Here is a 20,407-nt window from a genome sequence, read left to right as displayed (position 1 = left end):
CGTGAAGACTCCCCCCAAGGCCCTCACTTCCCCGCAGCGGACGTCGCAACCGAAGGAGACGAGCGGCCCGGCCGGCAAGGTGGGCGGACTGGTGCTCACCTGCACCCTCGCCGCGGGCTGTACCGGGGCGCCCGTGCCCCTGGCGCGACCCCTGCCCCCGCCCGCCGCGTGCCCGCCCCGCGCCGTGGAGACCATGAAGGCGCTGGGCCTGCGCCTCGGCGAGCGGCGGTCGGCCGAGTTCCCCGGTGGCACCCTCGAGACCCTCGAATCGAGGTACGTCCCCGTACGCGAGGGCCCGGGCACCACGATGATCCTGGATGAGACCGGGACGACGCTGCCGGATGACACCGTGGTCTCCGGAGAGCTCTTCTTCGGCGCGGAGCGCATCCACGGCCGCTTCACCCAGGCGCACACGCCTGACGGGAAGACGTACCCCGTCTGCATGGTGCTCCTCGATCGGAATTCCCGCCTCGGCTTTGGCCGCGACGATGTGAGGCCCAGCGAGTCTCCGGGCACCATCCGAATCGCTTTTGTTGGGGGGGTGAAGCCCGTGGAGCGCTTCGAGTAGACCGGGCGACGAGGGGGGGGACACCGGGTGGACGCGGCAAGGGCCAACGTGGGAAGTCCCTGCTCCGGTATCCACTCCGGAGGTATTCCCGCCCATGCCCGTCTTGCCCACCACCCGCCTGTTGCTCGCGCTCCTCGCGGGCGCTCCCGACCCCGTGCCCTCCGTCGCCGAAACCTGGGAGGCGGTGGGCGCGCGCCACCTGGAAGCCCGGATGGATCCCGTGGGACAGGAGCAGCGGGTGCGCATCAGCCCCCATCACACCACCACTTTCGTGTTCAACGCACCGCTGCTGCCCGGCGGGGTGGTGGTGGAGGAGCACGCGCTCTTCCGGGTGGTCTCACGGGACGAGGCCCACGGTCTGGTCACCCTCCTGCCCTCCGGCGAGTTGCCACTGGGGAAGGAGTTGCGACTGACGGTGCGCTTCGCAGATGGCGCGCTGCCGTCGAGTGCCTCCTTCCGGCTGGTGGTGGGAGCCACGAGGGCCGAGTCCCAGGTGAACGTGTACCGCCAGCCCCGCTCCGAGGAGTCCTACCAGGAGGAGACACGGCAGGAGCATGAGCGGGCCGAGCGCTGCGAGGTGGAGCTGGCGCGCGTGGAGGCGGAGCAGCGACACCCCGGGGGCCTCGTGGGCCTGCTCGAAGACGGGCTGGTGGTAGAGAACCAGGGCGTCGAGGCACGGGACATCTGGCCACTCACCCAGCAGCGCCCCGACGAAGTGCTCCGGGTGAAGAGGGCCCACAGCTACCGCGCCCGAGGACGGTGGGCCGTGGCCCTGGAGGTGGAGAACAAAGGCGCCCAGCCCTGGACGGTGGACGGCGAGGGGGCGCGACTGGTGAGCACCACGGGCGCGCGGCTCCGGGTGCTGCGCGTGTGGCCGCTGGAGCCCATGGCGCCGCGAGGGCGGAGCCGCGTCACCGTGGAAGTGGAGGCCGAGGTGGAGGAGACCGGGGGCACCTACCTCCTGCAATTGGGGGAAGCGGTCGGTCCACGCACCATCACCCTGCGGGGTGTGACGTTCCCGTGAGCCTCCCAGGCAGACACTCTTCCGCAGTGGCAACAACCCGACCGGGTGTTCACTCTCCGCGACAGGGAGCGAGGAACTTCCCCGCATGAAGCCAGAACCGTTCGCCGACGCGCTCGTCCGTCTCGTTCACTGCTACTACCCTTCCGGCTTGCGCAACGACGACCCTGGTTAAGGGAATCAGAAGAGGGCCAGCGCCGCACCCGGCTGCTCCACGCCAACCGAGCAGCCCTCGCCCACCTGAGGAGTGCCCCCGGAGGGGAATCCTGGGTGCGCTTTCCCCCCTTCCCCCCGAGTTCCAGGCGCACGAGGCGAAGCTGGGCGGGCTCATCGAGTCCACCCTCGGCTTCACCCGTCTGTCCAACGACACCCTCCTCACCCCGGTGCCGGACCTCGTCCCGCGCGCGGCCAACTACGGCCTCGGCGAGGCCGTGCTCGCCGACTGCCTCTTCACCCGGCACCGCTGGTGAGCCGCCCCGGGCCTCACACCTGCTTCACCTCGCGGAACACCACGAGCGAGCGGCCCTCCACCTCGAAGTGGCCGGAGGGCACCGGCTCCTCGGGGCCCCGCTGGTCATCGGCGGTGTAGAACTCGATGACCCACCGGGAGCCCTCGGCGGGGGGCGGCACGGTGAAGCGGACCGCCTCGTGGTGCGCGTTGAGCAGCACCAGCAGGGCGTCTCCGATGATGCGCTGGCCGCGCTCGTCGGGTGAGGGAATGGCGTCGCCCCCCAGGAGGAACGCGAGGGAGCGGACGAAGGGCTTGTCCCAGTCCTCCTGGGTCATCTCCGTGCCATCCGGGCGGAACCACGTCAGGTCCTTGTACTCCGAGTCCCAGATGTGTTTGCCCTGGAAGAAGCGGCGGCGCTGCAACACCGGCTGGCGGTGGCGGAAGTGGATGAGGCGCGAGGTGAACTCCAGCAGCGACTGGCGGCGCGCGTCGAGGTTCCAGTCCACCCAGGACAGCTCGTTGTCCTGGCAGTAGGCGTTGTTGTTGCCGCCCTGGGTGCGCCCCATCTCGTCGCCGGCCACCAGCATGGGCACCCCCTGCGAGAGGCAGAGCGAGGCCAGCAGGTTGCGCTTCTGGCGCTCGCGCAGGGCGGTGACGCTCGTGTCTTCCGTCTCGCCCTCCACGCCGCAGTTCCACGCCTGGTTGTCGTCGGCGCCGTCGCGGTTGTGCTCGCCGTTGGCCTCGTTGTGCTTGTGGCTGTAGGTGACGAGGTCGTGCAGGGTGAAGCCGTCGTGGGCGGTGACGAAGTTGATGCTGGCCTGGGGCCGGCGCCGCGCCTCCTGGTAGAGGTCGGAGGAGCCAGCGAACCGGTAGCCCACCTCGCCCGCGAGGTTCTCGTCGCCCTTCCAGTAGCGGCGCAGGGCATCGCGGTACTTGCCATTCCACTCGCGCCACGGCGCGGGGAAGCCGCCCACCTGGTAGCCGCCGAGCCCCACGTCCCACGGCTCGGCGATGAGCTTCACCCGGCCGAGCACCGGATCCTGGTTGATGATCTGGAAGATGGGGGCACGCGGGTCGAACTCGCCCTTGCCCACGCGGCCGAGCACGGTGGCCAGGTCGAAGCGGAACCCGTCCACGTGCATCTCCTCCACCCAGTAGCGCAGGGAGTCCACGATGAGGCGCGCGCCCTGCGGGTTGGAGGCGTTGACGCTGTTGCCGCAGCCGGTGAAGTCCAGGTAGTAGCGCGACTCGGGCATCAGCCAGTAGTAGGAGGCGTTGTCGATGCCCTTGAGCGAGAGCGTGGGCCCCAGGTGGTTGCCCTCGCACGTGTGGTTGTAGACGACGTCGAGGATGACCTCGATGCCCGCCGTGTGCAGCGCCTTCACCATCGCCTTGAACTCGTTGACGGCGCCGCCCGGGGTGCGGCGGCTGGCGTACTGCTGCTCGGGGGCGAAGTAGCAGAGGGTGTTGTAGCCCCAGTAGTTGGACAGACCCTTCTCCCCGAGGAAGGAGTCGTCGGCGAACTCGTGGATGGGCAGCAGCTCCACGGCGGTGACACCCAGCTTGAGCAGGTGCTCGATGACGGCCGGGTGGGCCAGGCCCGCGTAGGTGCCGCGCTGGTGCTCGGGCACCTTCGGGTGGCGCATGGTGAGGCCCTTCACGTGGGCCTCGTAGATGACCGTCTTGCGCCAGGGTACGTCCGGGCGGCGATCATTGCCCCAGTCGAAGAAGTCGCTCACCACCACGCACTTGGGCATGCCCGGGGCGCTGTCGCGCTCGTCGCGCATCAGGTCCTGCTGCTCGTGGCCGAGCGTGTAGCCGAAGACGGGCTGGGACCAGTCCACCTCGCCGTGGAGCGCCTTGGCGTACGGGTCCACCAGCAGCTTGTACGGGTTGCAGCGGTGGCCCTGCTGCGGATCGTAGGGGCCGTGGACGCGCAGGCCGTACAGCGTGCCCGGCTCCAGCCCCGGCACGTAGCCGTGCCAGACGTTGTCCGTCACCGCGGGCAGCTCGAAGCGGTCTATCTCCTTCGAGGGATCCTGCGGATCGAAGAGGCAGACCTCGATGCGTGTGGCTGCCTGGGAGAAGACCGCGAAGTTCACTCCCGTCCCATCGAAGGTCGCGCCCCGTGGATACGGTTTGCCCGGCCATACTTCCCTGGTCATACGCGTTGGAGTCCTTTCAAACGGATGCGCAGGCAATCTGTGTGTGGCCTGCCCACTCTTCAAGGACCAGACGCTCCGTCCGACTCGGGACAGGTGGAGCGTCCGCCAGCCATCAGGTCGAGGGCCCCAACGTGCGGCCATCAACGGATCTGGATCATGGAGCAAGAAGATGGCTGGCCTGCTCGGCCAATGTGCGCGCCCGCATCTTCACGACACACGAACGGAGTCAGCACATGAAGCAGACGATCCAGGGGTTCCTCCTCGCCGGTACGCTGGTCCTCGGTGGCGCGGCGCTCGCCCAGGAAGGGGCCAAGGCGCAGGGCAAGGGCGCGGCCAAGGGCGGCACGGCCGAGCTCCGGGGGTTCATGGTGCCCACCGACGAGAAGGCCCTCCTCGAGCGCATCCACTACACCCACCAGAAGGAGATCAAGCTCGGCAAGCTGGCCCAGGACAACGCCAGCAACCCGGACGTGAAGGCCTTCGGCGAGCAGATGGTGCGCGAGCACACCACGGCCGACCAGCAACTGATGACCATGGCCCAGGGCCGGAAGTTGAAGCTGGCGGACATGCCCAAGCCGATGAACGAGATCGAGAAGACGACCCTGGCCGCCGACAAGGCGAACATGGAGAAGCTCCAGACGCTCAAGGGCGAGCCCTTCGACTCCTACTACATGTCCAACATGGTGGCGGACCACGACGAGACGCTCGGCAAGCTGATGGCCGGCCAGCAGGCCCTCGCCGGCAACGCCGAGCTCACCTCGATGATGACCACCCTGACCCAGAGCGTCACCCAGCACCGCCAGCATGCGTACACGGTGCTCGGCAAGCTGGGTCCGCAGGGCATGGGCACGGGCGGCGCCAAGGCCCCCGGCAGCACGGGCGGCACCATGGCCCCCACCACCCCGGGCACCGGCACGGGCACGGGCACCGGCACCACGGGCTCCGGCGCTGGCGGCACCACGGGCTCCGGCACCCAGCAGCCGACGAAGTAGTGGTAGGCGCGGCCGGGTGGCCTCCTCGGAGAGCCACCCGGCGCACGTCTCGGCCGCCAGGGGACGGCGCCGGGCGCGAGGACACAGCTGGCCGCCTGGAGGGCGACTCAGTGGCCGCTGGTGACCTTCAAGCCCACGATGGAGACGAGCATCAGCCCGAGGAAGAACAGGCGCGCGGGCGTGGCGGGCTCGTGGAAGAGCACCATGCCCAGCACCGCCGCCCCGAGCGCGCCGATGCCCACCCACACCCCATAGGCGGTGCCGATGGGGAGGTCCCGGGCGGCGAGCCCCAACAGGCCCATGCTGGCGATGATGGCGAGAATCGTCAGGACACTGGGCACGAGCCGCGTGAAGCCCTCGGTGTACTTGAGCCCGACGGCCCAGCCCGTCTCCAGCAACCCGGCGATGACCAGAAGAACCCACGACATGACGTACTCCTCGGAGCATTTCCGCGAGGCATTCCGGGTTGTACTCCCGGTGCACCTGTGACATTGCATGAATGAGCCGCAACGCCACGTCCCGACATGGGAGACACTGACCTCGTATATCGGCGCGAGCAACGGAGCGCCCGATGGAGGGTCCTGGTGAGCCTGGCCTCTGCCCTCGTCAGTAGGGAGCTTCAACGATGCACGGTGCTCACGACTTCCTCAAGGCCCTCGCGATGGTGCTCTGCGTCGCCGCGGTGACGTCCGTCATCTTCCAGCGGCTGCGTCAACCCGTCGTGCTCGGCTACATCATCGCGGGGCTCATCATCGGCCCCCACGTCCCCATCCCGCTCGTCGCGGATGCCACCATCGTCCAGACGCTGTCGGAGCTGGGCGTCATCCTCCTCATGTTCTCGCTCGGGTTGGAGTTCAGCCTGCGCAAGCTGTTCCAGGTCGGCGCGACGGCGGGCCTCACGGCCATCATCCAGTGCAGCCTGATGATCTGGCTGGGCTTCGTCGTGGGCCGGGCCTTCGGCTGGACGGCGAGGGAGAGCATCTTCACCGGCGCCATCATCGCCATCTCCAGCACCACCATCATCGCCAAGGCGTTCGACGAGCAGGGCATCCGGGGCAAGCTGCGGGAGATCGTCGTCGGGGTCCTCATCGTCGAGGACCTCATCGCCATCCTGCTCATGGCGACCCTCACGGCCATCTCCACCGGCGCGGGACTGTCGGCGGGGCAGTTGACGCTCACCGTGGGCCGCCTGGCCGCCTTCCTGGTGGGGCTGGTGGGCGTGGGGCTGCTGATCATCCCGCGCACCGTCCGTGCGGTCCATCGCCTGAACCGCCCGGAGACGACGCTGGTGGCGAGCGTGGGCATCTGCTTCGCCATCGCGCTGCTCGCCCAGGAGTTCGGCTACTCGGTGGCGCTCGGCGCCTTCCTGGCGGGCTCGCTCGTCGCGGAGTCCGGGGTGGAGAAGGACATCGAGCACCTCGTGCAGCCGGTGCGCGACATGTTCGCCGCCATCTTCTTCGTCTCGGTGGGCATGCTCATCGACCCGGGCCTCATCGCCCAGCACTGGGCGGCGGTGGCCGTGCTCACCGGGGTGGTCATCCTGGGCAAGCTCGTGGGCGTGGCCCTGGGCGTGTTCCTCACGGGCAACGGCACGCGCACGGCGGTGCAGTCGGGCCTGAGCCTCGCGCAGATTGGCGAGTTCTCCTTCATCATCGCCGGCCTGGGGCTCACGCTGAACGCCACCGGGCAGTTCCTCTACCCCGTGGCCGTGGCCGTCTCGGCGATCACCACCCTGACCACCCCCTTCCTCATCCGGGCCTCGGGTCCGGTCGCCAACTGGGTGGACCGGAAGCTGCCCAAGCCGCTGCAGACGTTCGCGACCCTCTATGGAAGCTGGGTGGAGAACCTCCGCGCCGCCCCGCCGCGACAGACCAGCGGCGCGAGGATCCGCCGCATGGTGAAGTTCCTGCTGGTCGATGCGGCCCTGCTCGGCATGCTCGTCATCGGCACGTCCGTCTCCCTGGGGAGGCTCTCCACGGCCATCGAGAGCCGGATCGGCCTGAGCGCCTCGGTGGCGCGCCTGCTCGGCCTGGGGCTGGCGATCTTCCTCGCGCTTCCCTTCTGCGTGGGAGTCGTCCGGCTCGCGCGGGCCCTGGGCGTGCTGCTCGCGGAGACGGCCCTTCCCCCCATGGCGCCCGCGGGCCGCGTGGACATGGCCGCCGCCCCGCGCCGGGCGCTCGTGGTGACGCTCCAGCTCGCGAGCGTCCTCGCCGTGGGCGCGCCGCTCGTCGCCATCACGCAGCCCTTCCTGCGCGGCTTCCAGGGCGCGGCCGTGCTGCTCCTCCTGCTCGTCGTGCTCGGCGTGGCGTTCTGGCGCAGCGCCACCAACCTCCAGGGGCACGTGCGTGCGGGCTCCCAGGTCATCGTCGAGGCGCTCGCCACCCAGTCCCGAGGCAAGAGCGAGCAGCGGCCCGGCGAGCCCTTGAGGGAAATCCAGCAGATCCTCCCCGGGCTCGGCGAGCCGACCCCGGTGCGGCTCGAGGACTCCAGCCCGGCCGTGGGACGGACCCTCGCGGAGCTGAACCTGCGCGGGATGACGGGCGCCACGGTGCTCGCCATCCGCCGGGCGGATGCGGGAGCGCTCATCCCCACCGCGCACGAGCCGCTGCGGGCGGGAGATGTGCTCGCGCTGGCCGGCACCCACGAGGCCATCGACGCGGCCCGGGCCGTGCTCGAGGGGACGGCGGCCCAGCCGGAGCCGGCGGCGTCCTAGCTCAGCGCCCGGAGGCCCCGGGCGTGCCCGCGTCCTCGGGCGGCGGCGGCCGCTGCACGGTGACCCGGTCCTCGAGCGCCACGCGTCCCACGGACTGGCGGAACAGCTCCCACAGCGCGCGGCGGTGGCCCTCGGGCGAGGTGGTGCCCTCCAGCAGCAGCCCCGCCCCGTGGTAGCTCACCGTGAGGCCCGAGCCCTTGAGCCCCGCCGTCAGGGCCACGAGCTGCTCCTGCAGCACGGTCATCTCGAAGGTGAGCTCCAGCTCGCGGGCGAGGAATGCGTCCGTCTTGAGCAGCGTGCGCAGCGCCTCGCGGCAACGCCCGGTATTCACCGCGGTCGTCAGGGAGCGCTCGGCGCCCTCGGTGCTCTTCAAGCCCGGGCACGCCTTGCGCGCGGCGGCCAGCGGCTCCGCGGAGGGCTCGGGCTCGAGAGGCCGCCCCGGCGCCCCCACCGACAGCCGCCACACCGCGAACTTCCCCTCCGCGTACAGCAGCAGCAGCGTGCGCCCCGGCTTCACCCCGGTGAGCAGCAGCTCGTTGCTCCCCGCGAGCACCTCGGCCGTGGCGATGGACGGGTCCTCCACCTCTACCCACTCCACCGCGCTCAGCTTGTGGAAGCGCTCCTTGCCCACCTCCAGCGGCATGGCGAGGTCCACCGGCCACGCGGCGGCGCGCGGAGGAAGCAGGCACAGCAGCAGGGCAACCAGGGGGGCGAGCAGTGAAAGGGCCCGGCCCCCGGCCCGGCGCCAGGGGGAGCGGGAGTGGCTCACTGGTGGACGCACGCGCATCGGGGCCCTCTCGGAAAGTGTGCGTGTCCTCTTACCACGGGGTATGTAGAGAAGCCCTATGTCTACCTTGGTCCTCTGGACCGCCTGCCTGGCCCTCGTCTTCCTTCGGGGCTTCGTCGCCGCCTCCGAGTCCGCCCTCTATGGGACCTCCGACCTGCGCGCGCAGGAGTTGGCGCAGGCGACTCCGGGCTCCGGGCGCCGGGTGCTCCGCCACAAGACCGAGCGGGAGGCCACGGCCACGGCCCTGCGCGTGGGCATGGTGCTCAGCGGCTTCCTCGCCGCGGCCATCGGCGCCTTCGTTCCCCCGCAGCTGCTCGACTTCACCCGTCTGGGCGAGGCCCCCTGGTTGGACGTGGCGACGGTGCTGGCCGGCTCCCTGCTGGTGGGCCTGCTGGCCACGCTCGTCGAGGTGACGATGCGCGGCCTAGCCAACGCCAACCCCGAGCGCTGGGCGCTGCGCCTCTCGTGGCTCGTCTCGCTGCTGGTGTTCCTCTTCTATCCGCCCATGCGCCTGCTCATGGGCCCCATCAACCTCGTGGCCCGCGGCTTCGGCCGCAACCTGCGCTTCGAGCCGCCGCCTCCGCCCCTCGAGGAGCTGGAGAAGCTGCTCGCCGCCCAGGCCGCCAAGGAGGAGGTGGACCAGAGCGCTCCCCAGCTCATCCGCTCCATCTTCGAGCTGTCCGACAAGCGCTGCCGCGACGTGATGGTGCCCCGCACGGAGGTGGTGTGCGTGGACATCTCCATCCCGCCCGACGAGGTGCTGCGCCTGCTGGCCGAGGAGAACCACTCGCGCATCCCCGTCTACCGCGACGACGTGGACCACATCCTCGGCGTGCTGCACGCGAGAGATCTCATCCCGCTGCTGCAGCACCCCGAGCTCATCGTGCTGCAGGACACCATCCGCCCCGCCCACTTCGTCCCGTGGATGAAGCCCATTGGAGACCTGTTGCGCGAGATGCAGCGCAAGAAGATCCACATGGCCATCGTCGTGGACGAGTACGGCGGCTTCATGGGGATTGTCACGCTGGAGGACATCCTCCGCGAAATCGTCGGTGACATCGGCGACGAGTTCGAGGTGGAGGAGAAGCTGGTGGAGAAGCAGGCCGACGGCAGCTTCCTGGTGGACGCGGCGATGGAGGTGGACCAGTTCACCAAGGCCTTCGGCTTCCCGCTGCCGGACGGCGACTTCGACACGCTGGGAGGCTTTTTGTCCTCGCTGGCGGGCCACCTGCCGGACGTGGGCGAGCGCTTCACCTTCAACGGCTGGGCCTTCACCGTCCACGCCAAGGAGGGCGCGCGCGTCGACCGCGTGCGGATGAACAAGCTCAAGGCGCCCACCAAGGAGCCCGCGCCCACGCGAGACTCCCCGGGCAAGGACGGCACGGGCACCAAGGAGCCCGCGAACCAGGAGCTCAAGGCCTGAGCCCGACGGCCGGGTTTCCCACCCGTGCCCGACCGGTGCATTCTCGACTCCGGTAACTCCACTGGGGGACACGTGGCGCGGCTTGGTTGGCTTCACCTCTCGGATCTCCACATGGGGATTCGCAGCTCGCGGTTGCTTCGGCCCGAATACCGGGAAGCGTTCGAGCAGGATCTCCGCAGGATGCACGCGCGCTCGGGCCCGTGGGACCTGGTGTTCATCTCGGGCGACCTCACGCAGGCGGGCGGGACGATGGAGTTCAGCTTGTTGAGCTCCACCCTGAAATCCCTGTGGAGCTTTCTGCGCGGCCTGGGCTCCGATCCCTGCCTGCTCGTCGTGCCGGGCGACCACGACTTCTTGCAGGCACCTCCCGCCGCGCAGAACATCCGGGGTTCACTCGACCTCTTCAGCACGTGGTTCGGGGCGTGGCGGGATGCGCATCCGTCCCCTGTCTACCAGGGCCTGCGCGGAGGGCTGCTTCCAGGAGATTTCGCCACCACGGTCCAGTCGGCGGGCTCGAGGATTGGGGTCATCGGACTCAACTCGGGCTTGAGGGACGTCACCCGTACGGATGAGCGGGATTGGCCTGAGCTCAGTCGGGAGCAAGTCGAGGCGGCGACAGGCAAGAGCGCGCGGGCCTGGGCGTTCGGGCATGACGCCGTGGTGCTACTGACGCATCGCCCGCCCTCCATGCTGAGGCCCATGTCCCTGATGCGGCTTCAAGAGGCGCTGACGCCCTCGAGCGGCCTTCTGTTGCACCTGTGTGGCAACGCGCAGCGCAAGGAAGGGGCAACCCGTTTCGTCCTCTCGGGCCGCTCCCCTGCCATCCAGGCTCCTTCCCTCTTCGGTGCCATCCATCCCAACGCCGTGGGCGAGGACTCCTGGAATCTCTGGGGCTACACCGTGGGGGTGCTGGAGGTGTCGGGGACGGGGGGCCCGCTCAGGCTCTTCCCGCGCGTTGCCTCGGTCACCCAAGGCGCGCTCTCCCTGGGGCCCGATGAACGGTGGGTCTCCGGGCCGGACGAGGCCTTCGCAACGTTCCTCCCCGCTCCACGCGCCAAACCGGAGTCCCCAGGGGCCGTGGGCCGTCCCAGTGCGGCCCCCTTGCAGCGCCGCCCACCCGCCGCGGATTTCCGGGCCGTGCACAGCGAGCCGGCGACTCCACGGCTCCCGCCGGGCGTGAAGTTCCAGAGGCTGCTGGAGACCGGCCACACGGTGGTCGATGCATTGGCCTGGGCACCCGCGGGAGATGCGCTCGGCATGGGCCTGGCGGGTGGCGACATCGCCTATTGGAAGCCAGCGCGGGACGTACCGGACTGGGTGATCACTCCCCACATCTCCGGGCTCGAGGACTTGTGCTTCTCGCCGGACGGACAGTTCCTGGCCTCCCGCTCCCAGAAACACGTGCGCTTGTGGAGGACGGATGGACTCCAGAGCCGGGTGACGAAAGCCCTGCTGGGTGAAGGACAGGGACTGGCCTGGTCCTCCACGGGCCTGCTCGCGGCCACGGAGGGGGCGGGAGTCCTCCAGCTCTGGAACACCCGGACCTGGGCCGAGGCGGGCCGGGTGCAGCTCCCGCCCACCCTGCTCGCGGTGTACGCCCTGGCCTGGTCGCCGGATGGGAAGATGCTGGTGTGTGGTGGCGAGGGCGCTCCCGCGCTCGTGCTCCCGAAAGTCGTGAGGAGCTCGGACACCCTCGAGGCACGGCAGCTGACGGGGCAGGTTCCCGGGGGAGCCGTCCTGGACCTCGCGTGGATGCCCGGATGGTCCTCGGTGGTCGCCATGGCCTGTCGGGACCGCGCCCTCTACATCCGGGATGTCCGGCAGCCCGGCTTCATGGCCGTGCTGGAAGGCCACCGGACCGAGGTCACGAGCGTCAGCTTCTCCTTCGACGGCCGGCTGCTCGCCTCCAGGTCGAGCGATGGGGCCATCCGGCTGTGGCGCACGGACACCTGGGAGCCGGTGGCCGAGCTGGAGGCGCCCTCCACGAGCCCGCACTCCGCCGGACTGGCCTTCTCTCCGGTGCGGCACGTCCTGGCGAGCGTGGGACCCGGAGGCATCGGCGTGCGGCTCTGGGAGTTGGACGTCGCCACCCTGCTGCGCGCCCCGGCGCCGTCGCAGACGGTGCACGAGGTGAGCGCCAAGGTCGTGCTGGTGGGCGAGGGGCGCGCGGGCAAGAGTTGTCTGGCCCTGCGCCTGGTGAAGGACGCATACGAGGAGCAGGACTCCACCCACGGCATGCGCTTCTGGTCGATGCCCGCGGAGCCGTCCTCCGGGGACGCGGCTCCGAACGCGCCGCGACGGGAGATCATCCTGTGGGACCTGGGAGGGCAGAGCGAGTACCAGCTCGTGCACCAGCTCTTCCTGCGGGACTCGACCGTGGCGCTGATGGTGATGGAGCCCGGACGCGGGGATGGCGCCCTGGAGGAGGTCGAGGGGTGGAACCGGCGCCTGCAGGCCCAGTCCGGAGAGCGGAGCATCCGCAAGCTGCTGGTGGGCACGAAGGTGGACAGCGCCGAGTCCCCGGTGAACCGGCCCGCGCTCGAGGGCCTGGTGCAACGGCTCGGGTTCGAGTCCTACGTGCTGACGAGCGCGAGGAAGGGCCAGGGCATCGCCGAGCTGAAGGAGGCCCTGGGCCGGGCCATCGACTGGGAGGGGTTGCAGAAGGTCAGCCGCCCCGAGCTGTTCCAGTCCATCCGGCAGCTCATCCAACGGCTGCGCGAGGCGAAGCGGGTGGTGCTGAACTTCCTCGAGCTGGAGCGCGAGCTGCGCCGGGAGCTGGGCAGCGCCTTCGAGCCGGAGGCGCTCCAGGCGGTGGTGGGCCATCTCACCCGGCAGGGGCATGTGGCGGACACGCGGATGGCGGGGGGGACGCGGGTGCTCATCCTGGAGGTCGAGCAGCTCGAGCGGTACGCGGGCTCGCTCATCGTGGCCGCCCGGGAGAACCCCCACGGGGTGCCCGCCATCGAGGTGGCCAAGGTGCTGTCCCCGAAGATGAAGTTCCCGCGCATCAAGGACGAGGAGCGGCTGACGGAGGACCAGGAGGGGGCCGTCCTCAACTGCGTCATCGAGCTGCTCATCTCCCACGGAGTGTGCCTGCGCCACGAGGGGCTGCTCATCTTCCCCTCGCTCTTCCAGCCGGGGGCGGCCGGGACGGGCTCGGACTTCTCGCACGCCATCTCGCTGCACTACGACTTCTTCGGCCCCATCGACAACATCTACGCCTCGCTGGTCACGTCCCTGGCCATCAGCCAGCGCTTTGGCCCCATGCGCCTGTGGGAAGACCGGGCCGAGTTCGGGCAGGCGGGCCGGGACACCTCGGGCATCCGCCGGGTGCGCAGCAGGAGCCAGGGCGCGAGGGGGATCGCCCAGCTCGACCTCTACTTCGATGAGGGGACGGACACGAAGACGCGCGAGCTGTTCGTCAACGTCATCGAGCAGCACCTGCGGGAGCACGGCGTGGAGCTGTTGGAGCGGCTGACCATCACCTGCGTCTGCGGCAAGGTGTTCCCGGAGGAGACCGTCCGCACCCGGCTGGCCAAGGGCGCGTCGGACGTGGGCTGCCAGGAGTGCGATCACCGGACGCCGATCACCCCGGGCGCGCAGCAGTCCCGGGAGCTCAACCCGGAGCTGGTGAAACAGGTCCAGGCCCTGCGGACCATCATCCGGGAGCAGCTCTCCCAGAGCGCCACGGAGGCGACGGTGCGCATGACGGAGGGGAAGGCGGTGGACTCGGGCCAGGAGACGCCGCTGCGCATCCTCCACCTGAGCGACCTGCACCTCGGCGCCGGGGATGATCCGCTCAGCCTGCTCGAGCCGCTGGCGGCCGATCTGCGCAGGGGAATGGGCATCGAGCGCCTGGACTACCTGGTCATCTCCGGAGACATCACGCAGCGGGCCGCACCGAAGGAGTTCGAGAAGGCACGTGAGTTCGTCTCCAGACTCATCGAGCAGTTCGAGCTGACGGCGGAGCGCTGCATCCTCGTGCCTGGCAACCACGACCTGGACTGGAACGAGGAGGTCTACCAGTGGCGGAAGAAGCGCCTGGTGGACGCGAGCGAGCTCGTCCCCGGCAGGTACCGGGACTCGGGAGACGGCTATCTCCTCCGTGACGAGGCGAGGTACCCGGAGCGCTTCAGCGGCTTCTCCGACAACTTCTACCATCCGCTCATCCAGAAGCCCTATCCCCTGGCACCCGAGGAGCAGTGCATTCCGTTTCTCTTCAGCGAGTCACGGCTGCAGTTCCTGGCCATGAACTCGGCCTGGGAGATCGACGAGTACTTCCCGGAGCGCTCCAGCCTCTGCGACCCGGCGCTCGCGCGAGGGCTCGCGAGGGCGAACCAGGACCTCGCCCGAGCGCGGAAGCAGGGCGAGCTCGCGGGAGACGCGAAGGTGCTGCGGCTGGCCGTGTGGCACCACCCCATCACAGGCAACGAGAAGATCCAGGCCGATGCCTTCCTGGAACGACTGCTCCAGGAGGACGTGCGGATGTGCCTGCATGGGCACGTGCATGAGGACCGGGCCGATCTGGTGAACCATCTCCACGCCGAGCGGAGGCTCCACGTCCTGGGAGCCGGGAGCTTCGGGGCGCCGAGGCATGATCGGCCCGAGTCGGTGCCGAGGCTGTTCAACCTGCTGGAGGTGGAGAGGGATCTCCAGCGGGTGCGGGTGCACACGCGGTGCATGCGCAAGCAGGGGGGAGCGTGGGAAGGGTGGGCGATCTGGCCTGGGGAGAAGCCGAGCGAGCGGCGCACCTACTATGACGTGCCGCTGCGCTGAGCCGGCAATGAAGGGCCGGCGCCACCCGACTCAGCGCCGGCCGCCGCGCAACCGCTCCACTTCGGCGAGCGCCTCCGCCAGCTTGCGCTCGGACTCCTCGCGGCGACGAACCTCCTCGGTACGCAGACGCTCCTCCTGGGCGAGCCGCTGCTCGAGCTCCGCGCGCACCTGGGCCTCCTCGGTGCGGTGGACTTCCGCCTCTCCCACCATGCGCTCGAGCGTGGCGATCATCTCGTCCGCCTCCGGCAGCGGCGCCCGGCCGTGGAAGAAGCGCAACCGCTCCCCTTCGAGTTGCAACTCCAGGCCCAGCACCTCGGAGGTGTAGAAGCCTTGCTGCGGCTGGATGGGCTGGTAGACGCGCCGCCCCTCCCCCGCCAGCCGCCACCCGGTCAGCTTCAGCCGTCCCCGGTCGAAGAGGAAGTACTCGCGGATGCCGAGCCGGGCGAAGCGCTCCACGTTCCGCTCCAGATCCTTGCGCCGCTCGCCCGCGACGTGGACCTCCAGGGCCAGATCGAGCCCCTTGCCCTCGGCGCTCACCAGCCAGCGCATGCGCGAGTGGGGCTCCACGTCCATGACGGCGATGACGTCGGGAGCGAACATGGGTTCGCCCGGGTAGTACACGGGCAGTTCACAGCCCAGGTACACCTTGCGTCCGATGCGGGAGAAGAAACCGCCCAGCACCTCACGGGCGCGCACCTTGGCCTCGAAGTGCGGATCCCCCTCGGGCGGATGGGCCTCGGAGACCGGGAACTCGGACGGCAGGCTGTCGACGATGCGCGTGCGCTCCTCGGGCGTGAGCCGCTCCCAGACCTCCTGGGGTGGCGCACGGGGATCGGCTGGATCGACGCGGTAGGACATGGTGCTGAATCACCTCGGACGTAGGACCCTGTAACATGACTTGACCCGTCAGTCCAGGCGACTTGACCCATCAGGTCAAGCCACGTCCTCAGACGTCAGGCGGGGCCCCCTGGCCGAGGAGCCCCTTGGCTTCCACAGGCGAGGGAGTCGCTCAGAACGAGGCGGTGGCCGTCACCAAGCCCACCCCCGCCGCGTTCAGCGCGGTGGTGGCGTCCTTCAACTGCACCTCCGTCCCGTACGCCGAGTCTCCCAGAGACAACGCCTGGGACCCGGAAGGGCGTGAGGCGCCCCGGAGGTCCGTGCGTCATCGTGAAGCAGTGCGGCCCGTCCTCCCGTCACCCAGAGCCGTGCGCAGGGCGGACGCCACGGCGGCCATCGCATCGAGGTGCAGTCGCAGGGTGGCTGCGTCGGGCACCTCCTTCATGTAGGCCAGGCCCACCTGGTTCTTCTCGATGAAGCCCACCACGGGCCCGTCCCCGAGGCGGACCAGGGCCGCTCGGACTCCCGCGTCCATCACGAGCCCCTTGGCCTGCTCGACGAAGTCGCACTGGAAGATGAAGCGCTTGTCCAGCTCCCGGTCCCTCGCGGTGAAGATGCCGCGCAGCAGGGCCCGCCGGAGGAATCGCGTCCAGGAGCGGGGGACGGCCACGAAGTCCCGAGGCAGCTCGGCGAGCACGTCCAGGCGCAGCGTGGGCAACAACACCTTGGACTCCTTGCCCACGTCGTGCGGCTGCAATCCCATCCACACCCGCCACCCCTGATGCTCACCGACGAAGGCATCCTTCGCCTCGGATTCCCGGCCGAAGCCCAGTTGTTCGGAGAGTACTTCCAGGGCGCTCCGCCACTTCGCCTCCCGGCGCGACTGCAGCCACTGCATCAACACGGCGACCAGCACTATCAAGGCGAAGGCGGCCACGCCGATGGTGAGGTCTGCTGGATCGGACGGAAGGGTTCGGTTTCTCATGCGCCCCCGGAGGATAACCCGGCGGCCCTCGTCACGAGCCCCACCCCTCCCCTTCCCGCCTCACTCCTGCGCGGGCGCGGTGGGCTGGAAGTGCTGGAGCCGCACGGTGCGCTCGGCGCGGAAGGGCATGAGGCGCACCGTCTGCCCGAAGGTCAGCGCCACCCCGCCGCCCACCTCCACGTGCCACGTGCGCGCGGGAGCCTCGGCCCCGCCCGGCTCCGACCGCAGCGGGAAGGACACCGTGAGGGTGTGGCGCTCGCTGGCCGCCAGGGGCACCTGCACCCCGCGCGTGCCCACCGCGTAGCGCCGGCCATTCATGCGCAGCTCGAAGTCCACCCCCGTCACCTGCGCGTCCCAGAAGGTGGGGTTCTCCACCGCCAGGCGCAGGGTGAGCTCACCCGGGCCCGCCGGGGTGAAGGCCAGGCCCACCTCCTCCACCCGCACCGCCTCGTCCATCGCGTGCGGGCGCAGCGTCACCCCGGCACACCCGGCCATTCCCAACACCGGCAACAGCAGCAGGAGCAGGTGACGCATCAGCCCCCCAGCAGCGGCTTGAGCGCCTCCACCGCGAGCGGCCACCCGGCGCGACGGCCCAGCACCTCCAGGGCGCGGATGAACTCCGCGGCCGACTGGAAGCGGTGGGCCTTGTCCGCGAAGAGCGCCTTGCGCACCACCTGCACCGCGTAGTCCGGCAGCTCCGGCACGAGGCTGGACAGCAGCGGCGCCCGAGCGTCGCGCACCCGGTGCATCATCTCCGCCTCGTTCTCCGCGGTGTGCAGGCGCCGGTTGGCCAGCAGCTCCCAGAGGAGCACGCCCGCCGAGTACAGGTCGCTGCGCGCGTCCACCGGCAGGCCCAGCACCTGCTCCGGGCTCATGTACGGCAGCGTGCCGCGCAGCGCGCCCATGTCCCCGCGCATCACGCCCTCCACGTCCGCCACGCCGAAGTCGGTGAGCTTCACATCTCCCGCCACGCTCAGGAGGATGTTGGCCGGGTTGATGTCGCGGTGGACGATGGTGGCGCCCCCCTCCCCCACCTTCGCGCGGTGGATGTAGTCCAGCGCCTTGAGCACGCACCAGACGATGTAGCAGGCGGCCTCCGGCGGCATCGCCGTCCCGGCCTTGATGAGCAGGTCCTGCATGAAGCCCAGCGTCCGGCCCGCCACCAGCTCCTGCACCATCAGGTAGTCCGGCCCCGCCTTGAAGAGGCGGAAGGTGCGGACGATGTGGGGGTGGCGCAGGCGCACGGTGAGCTTCGCCTCGTCGACGAAGGCCTTCACGTAGCCGCCATCGTTGCGGTACGCGGGCAGCAGCCGCTTGAGCACCACCTCATCCGGCTCGCCGGGCGAGCGCTGCGTCGTGGAGCGCGCGCGCACCTGGTACACCTCGGCCATCCCGCCTACCGCGAGCCGACCAACGACCTCATACCCGCCCAGGTCCGCTGCTTGCGCCACGGTTGCACCTTACAACGATTCGCGGAGAGCCCCCACTATTCAGCGACCAGGGAGGCGAAGAGGCGTTCGTATTTCCGCGCGGACGCGGCCCAGGAGAAGTCCCGGCTCATGCCCCGCTGGCGGAAGGCCCGCAGCCGCTCGGGCTCGGCGTAGAGGGCCTGGGCCCGCCGCACCGCCGCCAGCAGCGCCGCCGGGTGGAAGGCCTCGAAGAGGATGCCGGTCCCGTCCAGCCCGCCCTCCACCGTGTCCACGAGGCCTCCCGTGGCCCGGACGATGGGCACCGTGCCGTAGCGCAGCGAGTACATCTGGTTGAGGCCGCACGGCTCGTACCGGCTGGGCATGATGAAGAAGTCCACCCCCGCCTCCACCAGGTGCGACAGCCCCTGGTCGAACCCGATGAACGTCCCCACCTGCTGGGGGAAGTGGTGCTGGAGGGCGCGCAGCCCGTCCTCGTAGCGGCCCTCGCCGCTGCCCACCGCGACGAAGCGGATGTCCGACTGGAGGGCCTGGGGCATCACCTCCAGCAGCAGGTCCACCCCCTTCTGCCACGCCAGCCGCGAGACGATGCCGAACACCGGGGCCTCGGTGTCCTCGCGCAGCCCGAAGCGGCGCAGCAGCTCGCGCCGGCAGGTGACCTTCCCCTCCATGGCGTTCACCCCGTAGCGCGCCGGGAGGTAGGTGTCCGTCTCCGGGTTCCACTCGTGGGCGTCGATGCCGTTGAGGATGCCGGTGAGGGAGCCCCGGCGCCGGCGCAGCAACCCGTCCAGGCTGGCGCCGCCTTCCGGCTCCTGGATTTCCTTCGCGTAGGTGGGCGAGACGGTGGTGAGGGCGTCGGCGAAGACGAGGCCGCCCTTGAGGAAGTTCACCGTGTCGTAGAACTCGAGCCCCTGCTCGGCGGTGAAGAGGTCCCAGGTCAGCCCCAGGTCATCCATGATGTGCTTACCGTACTGCCCCTGGTAGGCGAGGTTGTGGATGGTGAGGACCGTCTTCGCCTTCGACAGGGGGGTGCCCTGGAAGCCGCGCCGGAGCGACACCGCCGCCAGCCCCGTCTGCCAGTCGTTGAGGTGGATGATGTCCGGGTGGAAGCGCAGGCGCTGGGCGGCCTGGAGCGCGCCGAGGGAGAGGTAGGCGTAGCGGCGGTGGTTGTCCCCGAACTCGCCCCAGGCGTCGCCGTAGATGCCGGCACGGCCATAGAAGTGCTCGTTCTCCAGGAAGAGCAGCTCGAGGTTGGGAGACGGGCGCAGGGAGAGGATGGGTCCGCGCTCGGTGCCGAAGGGGAAGCGCAGCTCCAGGTGGTGGCCGGTGGGGGTGAGCCGGTCGTCCTTGACGGAGGCGTAGCGCGGCGTGACGACCTTCACCTCATGGCCGAGTTCCGCGAGTGCCACGGGCAGGGAGCCGGCCACGTCCCCGAGTCCGCCCGTCTTGGAGAAGGGCGCGACTTCGGAGGCCACGAAGAGGATCTTCATGGAATGAGACGATGCCGTGTGTGTCGCGCGAGTCAAACGCAAACGCGCGACTCGCACTCCGGGAGCGGGTTGGTATGGTGGGGGGGTGGAGCTACCCAAGGATCCGATTGAACGTTTCGCGGCCCTCTACGAGGAGGCCAAGCGCGTCATCCCCGTGGACCCCAACGCCATGATCGTGGCGTCGGTGGGCCCCGAGGGCAGGCCGTCCGCGCGCGTGGTGCTGCTCAAGGACTTCGATGCGCGCGGCTTCGTCTTCTTCACCAACCTGGAGAGCCGCAAGGGGCGTGAGCTGCGGGCGCACCCGTGGGCCTCGCTCTGCTTCTTCTGGCAGCCGCTGGAGCGGCAGGTGCGGGTGGAGGGCCGCGTGGAGCCGGTGTCGGACGAGGAGGCGGACGCGTACTTCCAGAGCCGCGCTCGCGGCAGCCAGGTGGGCGCGTGGGCGAGCCTGCAGAGCCAGCCGCTGCCGTCGCGCGAGTCCCTGGAGGCCCGCGTGGAGGAGCTGACGCGCCAGTACGAGGGCAAGCAGGTGCCCCGGCCCTCGCACTGGTCGGGCCTGCGGGTGGTGCCCGACCGCATCGAGTTCTGGCACGCGCGCCCGAGCCGGTTGCACGAGCGGCTCCTCTATACGCGCGAGGGCGACGGCTGGAAGACGGACATCCTCTACCCCTGAGGAGGGCCTACCAGGGCAGCTCGGCACCGTCGTGGCCGAAGAAGCGCCCGCCGTGCTCGGCGCTGAGTCGGTCGATGACGTTGTGGAGCATGCCTCGGACGG

The 20,407-nt window shown here is 69.9% G+C and carries 14 protein-coding genes and 1 pseudogene; 7 read left to right on the top strand and 8 right to left on the bottom strand.

Annotation, left to right across the window (positions count from 1 at the left end):
• Together VF697_RS25250 and VF697_RS25245 are read left to right on the top strand one after the other, a co-directional pair.
• Positions 1–568, top strand: a pseudogene (locus tag VF697_RS25250) (hypothetical protein); the annotation flags it as partial.
• A 94-nt stretch (positions 569–662) separates the two neighbouring features.
• Positions 663–1,592 (top strand): DUF2381 family protein, encoded by a 930-nt coding sequence (locus VF697_RS25245; RefSeq protein WP_331099246.1) that lies wholly within the window; start codon positions 663–665, stop codon positions 1,590–1,592.
• Positions 1,593–2,072: 480 nt separating this feature from the next.
• Here VF697_RS25245 and glgX read toward each other — a convergent pair whose 3' ends face one another.
• Positions 2,073–4,205: a glycogen debranching protein GlgX gene (glgX, locus tag VF697_RS25240; protein WP_331099245.1), complete on the bottom strand. Its 2,133-nt coding sequence runs from the start codon at positions 4,203–4,205 to the stop codon at positions 2,073–2,075.
• 233 nt (positions 4,206–4,438) lie between these two features.
• On the opposite strand from glgX, the gene VF697_RS25235 reads away from it, so the two are divergent.
• On the top strand, positions 4,439–5,197 hold the full coding sequence (locus VF697_RS25235; protein WP_331099244.1) for a DUF4142 domain-containing protein: 759 nt from the start codon (positions 4,439–4,441) through the stop codon (positions 5,195–5,197).
• Between the two features lie 107 nt (positions 5,198–5,304).
• Here the strand turns inward: VF697_RS25235 and sugE are convergent, their stop codons facing one another.
• Positions 5,305–5,625, bottom strand: a complete 321-nt coding sequence (gene sugE / locus VF697_RS25230; RefSeq protein ID WP_331099242.1) for a quaternary ammonium compound efflux SMR transporter SugE — start codon at positions 5,623–5,625, stop codon at positions 5,305–5,307.
• A gap of 197 nt (positions 5,626–5,822) precedes the next feature.
• Between sugE and VF697_RS25225 the strand changes: the two genes are divergently transcribed.
• Positions 5,823–7,910 carry a cation:proton antiporter gene (locus tag VF697_RS25225; RefSeq protein ID WP_331099240.1) on the top strand — a complete coding sequence of 696 codons (2,088 nt, stop codon included), beginning with the start codon at positions 5,823–5,825 and terminating at the stop codon, positions 7,908–7,910.
• Position 7,911: 1 nt separating this feature from the next.
• Here VF697_RS25225 and VF697_RS25220 read toward each other — a convergent pair whose 3' ends face one another.
• A complete protein-coding gene (locus VF697_RS25220) occupies positions 7,912–8,697 on the bottom strand; it encodes a pilus assembly protein N-terminal domain-containing protein (protein WP_331099238.1) in 786 nt (261 codons plus the stop codon).
• Positions 8,698–8,755: 58 nt separating this feature from the next.
• Between VF697_RS25220 and VF697_RS25215 the strand changes: the two genes are divergently transcribed.
• Both VF697_RS25215 and VF697_RS25210 read left to right on the top strand, forming a co-directional pair.
• Entirely contained in the window at positions 8,756–10,120 is a 1,365-nt protein-coding gene (locus VF697_RS25215) for a hemolysin family protein (protein WP_331099236.1), read from the top strand.
• 24 nt (positions 10,121–10,144) lie between these two features.
• The gene (locus VF697_RS25210; protein WP_331099234.1) at positions 10,145–14,896 is read left to right on the top strand and encodes a metallophosphoesterase; all 4,752 of its coding nucleotides are present in this window, start codon (positions 10,145–10,147) and stop codon (positions 14,894–14,896) included.
• Between the two features lie 30 nt (positions 14,897–14,926).
• Here the strand turns inward: VF697_RS25210 and VF697_RS25205 are convergent, their stop codons facing one another.
• From VF697_RS25205 to glgA, 5 genes are all read right to left on the bottom strand, one after another.
• Complete coding sequence (locus VF697_RS25205) at positions 14,927–15,754, bottom strand: Uma2 family endonuclease (RefSeq protein ID WP_331099232.1); 828 nt, start codon at positions 15,752–15,754, stop codon at positions 14,927–14,929.
• 304 nt (positions 15,755–16,058) lie between these two features.
• Positions 16,059–16,718, bottom strand: a complete 660-nt coding sequence (locus VF697_RS25200) for a hypothetical protein (protein WP_331099230.1) — start codon at positions 16,716–16,718, stop codon at positions 16,059–16,061.
• Between the two features lie 60 nt (positions 16,719–16,778).
• Positions 16,779–17,252, bottom strand: coding sequence for a hypothetical protein (locus VF697_RS25195; protein ID WP_331099228.1), 474 nt, complete (start codon positions 17,250–17,252; stop codon positions 16,779–16,781).
• A complete protein-coding gene (locus VF697_RS25190; protein ID WP_331099226.1) occupies positions 17,252–18,169 on the bottom strand; it encodes a serine/threonine-protein kinase in 918 nt (305 codons plus the stop codon). Before VF697_RS25190 ends, VF697_RS25195 begins: the two co-directional genes overlap by 1 nt.
• Positions 18,170–18,204: 35 nt before the next feature.
• Positions 18,205–19,635 (bottom strand): glycogen synthase GlgA, encoded by a 1,431-nt coding sequence (gene glgA, locus VF697_RS25185; RefSeq protein ID WP_331099224.1) that lies wholly within the window; start codon positions 19,633–19,635, stop codon positions 18,205–18,207.
• An 85-nt stretch (positions 19,636–19,720) separates the two neighbouring features.
• Here glgA and pdxH point away from each other — a divergent pair, with 85 nt between their 5' ends.
• On the top strand, positions 19,721–20,305 hold the full coding sequence (pdxH, locus tag VF697_RS25180) for a pyridoxamine 5'-phosphate oxidase (protein ID WP_331099222.1): 585 nt from the start codon (positions 19,721–19,723) through the stop codon (positions 20,303–20,305).
• Positions 20,306–20,407: the final 102 nt, after the last annotated feature.

The organism is Archangium sp., assembly GCF_036388035.1.
In the GTDB taxonomy this organism is placed as follows: Bacteria; Myxococcota; Myxococcia; order Myxococcales; family Myxococcaceae; genus Archangium.
Note: the sequence above shows the minus strand (reverse complement) of the source record. Positions and strands in the feature narration are given on the sequence as shown.

Coding starts and splice junctions, on each gene's coding strand:
- VF697_RS25245 (WP_331099246.1), top strand. CDS start 663: ATGCCCGTCTTGCCCACCACCCGCCTGTTGCTCGCGCTCCTCGCGGGC.
- glgX (WP_331099245.1), bottom strand. CDS start 4,205: ATGACCAGGGAAGTATGGCCGGGCAAACCGTATCCACGGGGCGCGACC.
- glgA (WP_331099224.1), bottom strand. CDS start 19,635: ATGAAGATCCTCTTCGTGGCCTCCGAAGTCGCGCCCTTCTCCAAGACG.
- VF697_RS25200 (WP_331099230.1), bottom strand. CDS start 16,718: ATGAGAAACCGAACCCTTCCGTCCGATCCAGCAGACCTCACCATCGGC.
- VF697_RS25220 (WP_331099238.1), bottom strand. CDS start 8,697: ATGCGCGTGCGTCCACCAGTGAGCCACTCCCGCTCCCCCTGGCGCCGG.
- VF697_RS25235 (WP_331099244.1), top strand. CDS start 4,439: ATGAAGCAGACGATCCAGGGGTTCCTCCTCGCCGGTACGCTGGTCCTC.
- sugE (WP_331099242.1), bottom strand. CDS start 5,625: ATGTCGTGGGTTCTTCTGGTCATCGCCGGGTTGCTGGAGACGGGCTGG.
- VF697_RS25205 (WP_331099232.1), bottom strand. CDS start 15,754: ATGTCCTACCGCGTCGATCCAGCCGATCCCCGTGCGCCACCCCAGGAG.
- VF697_RS25225 (WP_331099240.1), top strand. CDS start 5,823: ATGCACGGTGCTCACGACTTCCTCAAGGCCCTCGCGATGGTGCTCTGC.
- VF697_RS25215 (WP_331099236.1), top strand. CDS start 8,756: ATGTCTACCTTGGTCCTCTGGACCGCCTGCCTGGCCCTCGTCTTCCTT.
- VF697_RS25195 (WP_331099228.1), bottom strand. CDS start 17,252: ATGCGTCACCTGCTCCTGCTGCTGTTGCCGGTGTTGGGAATGGCCGGG.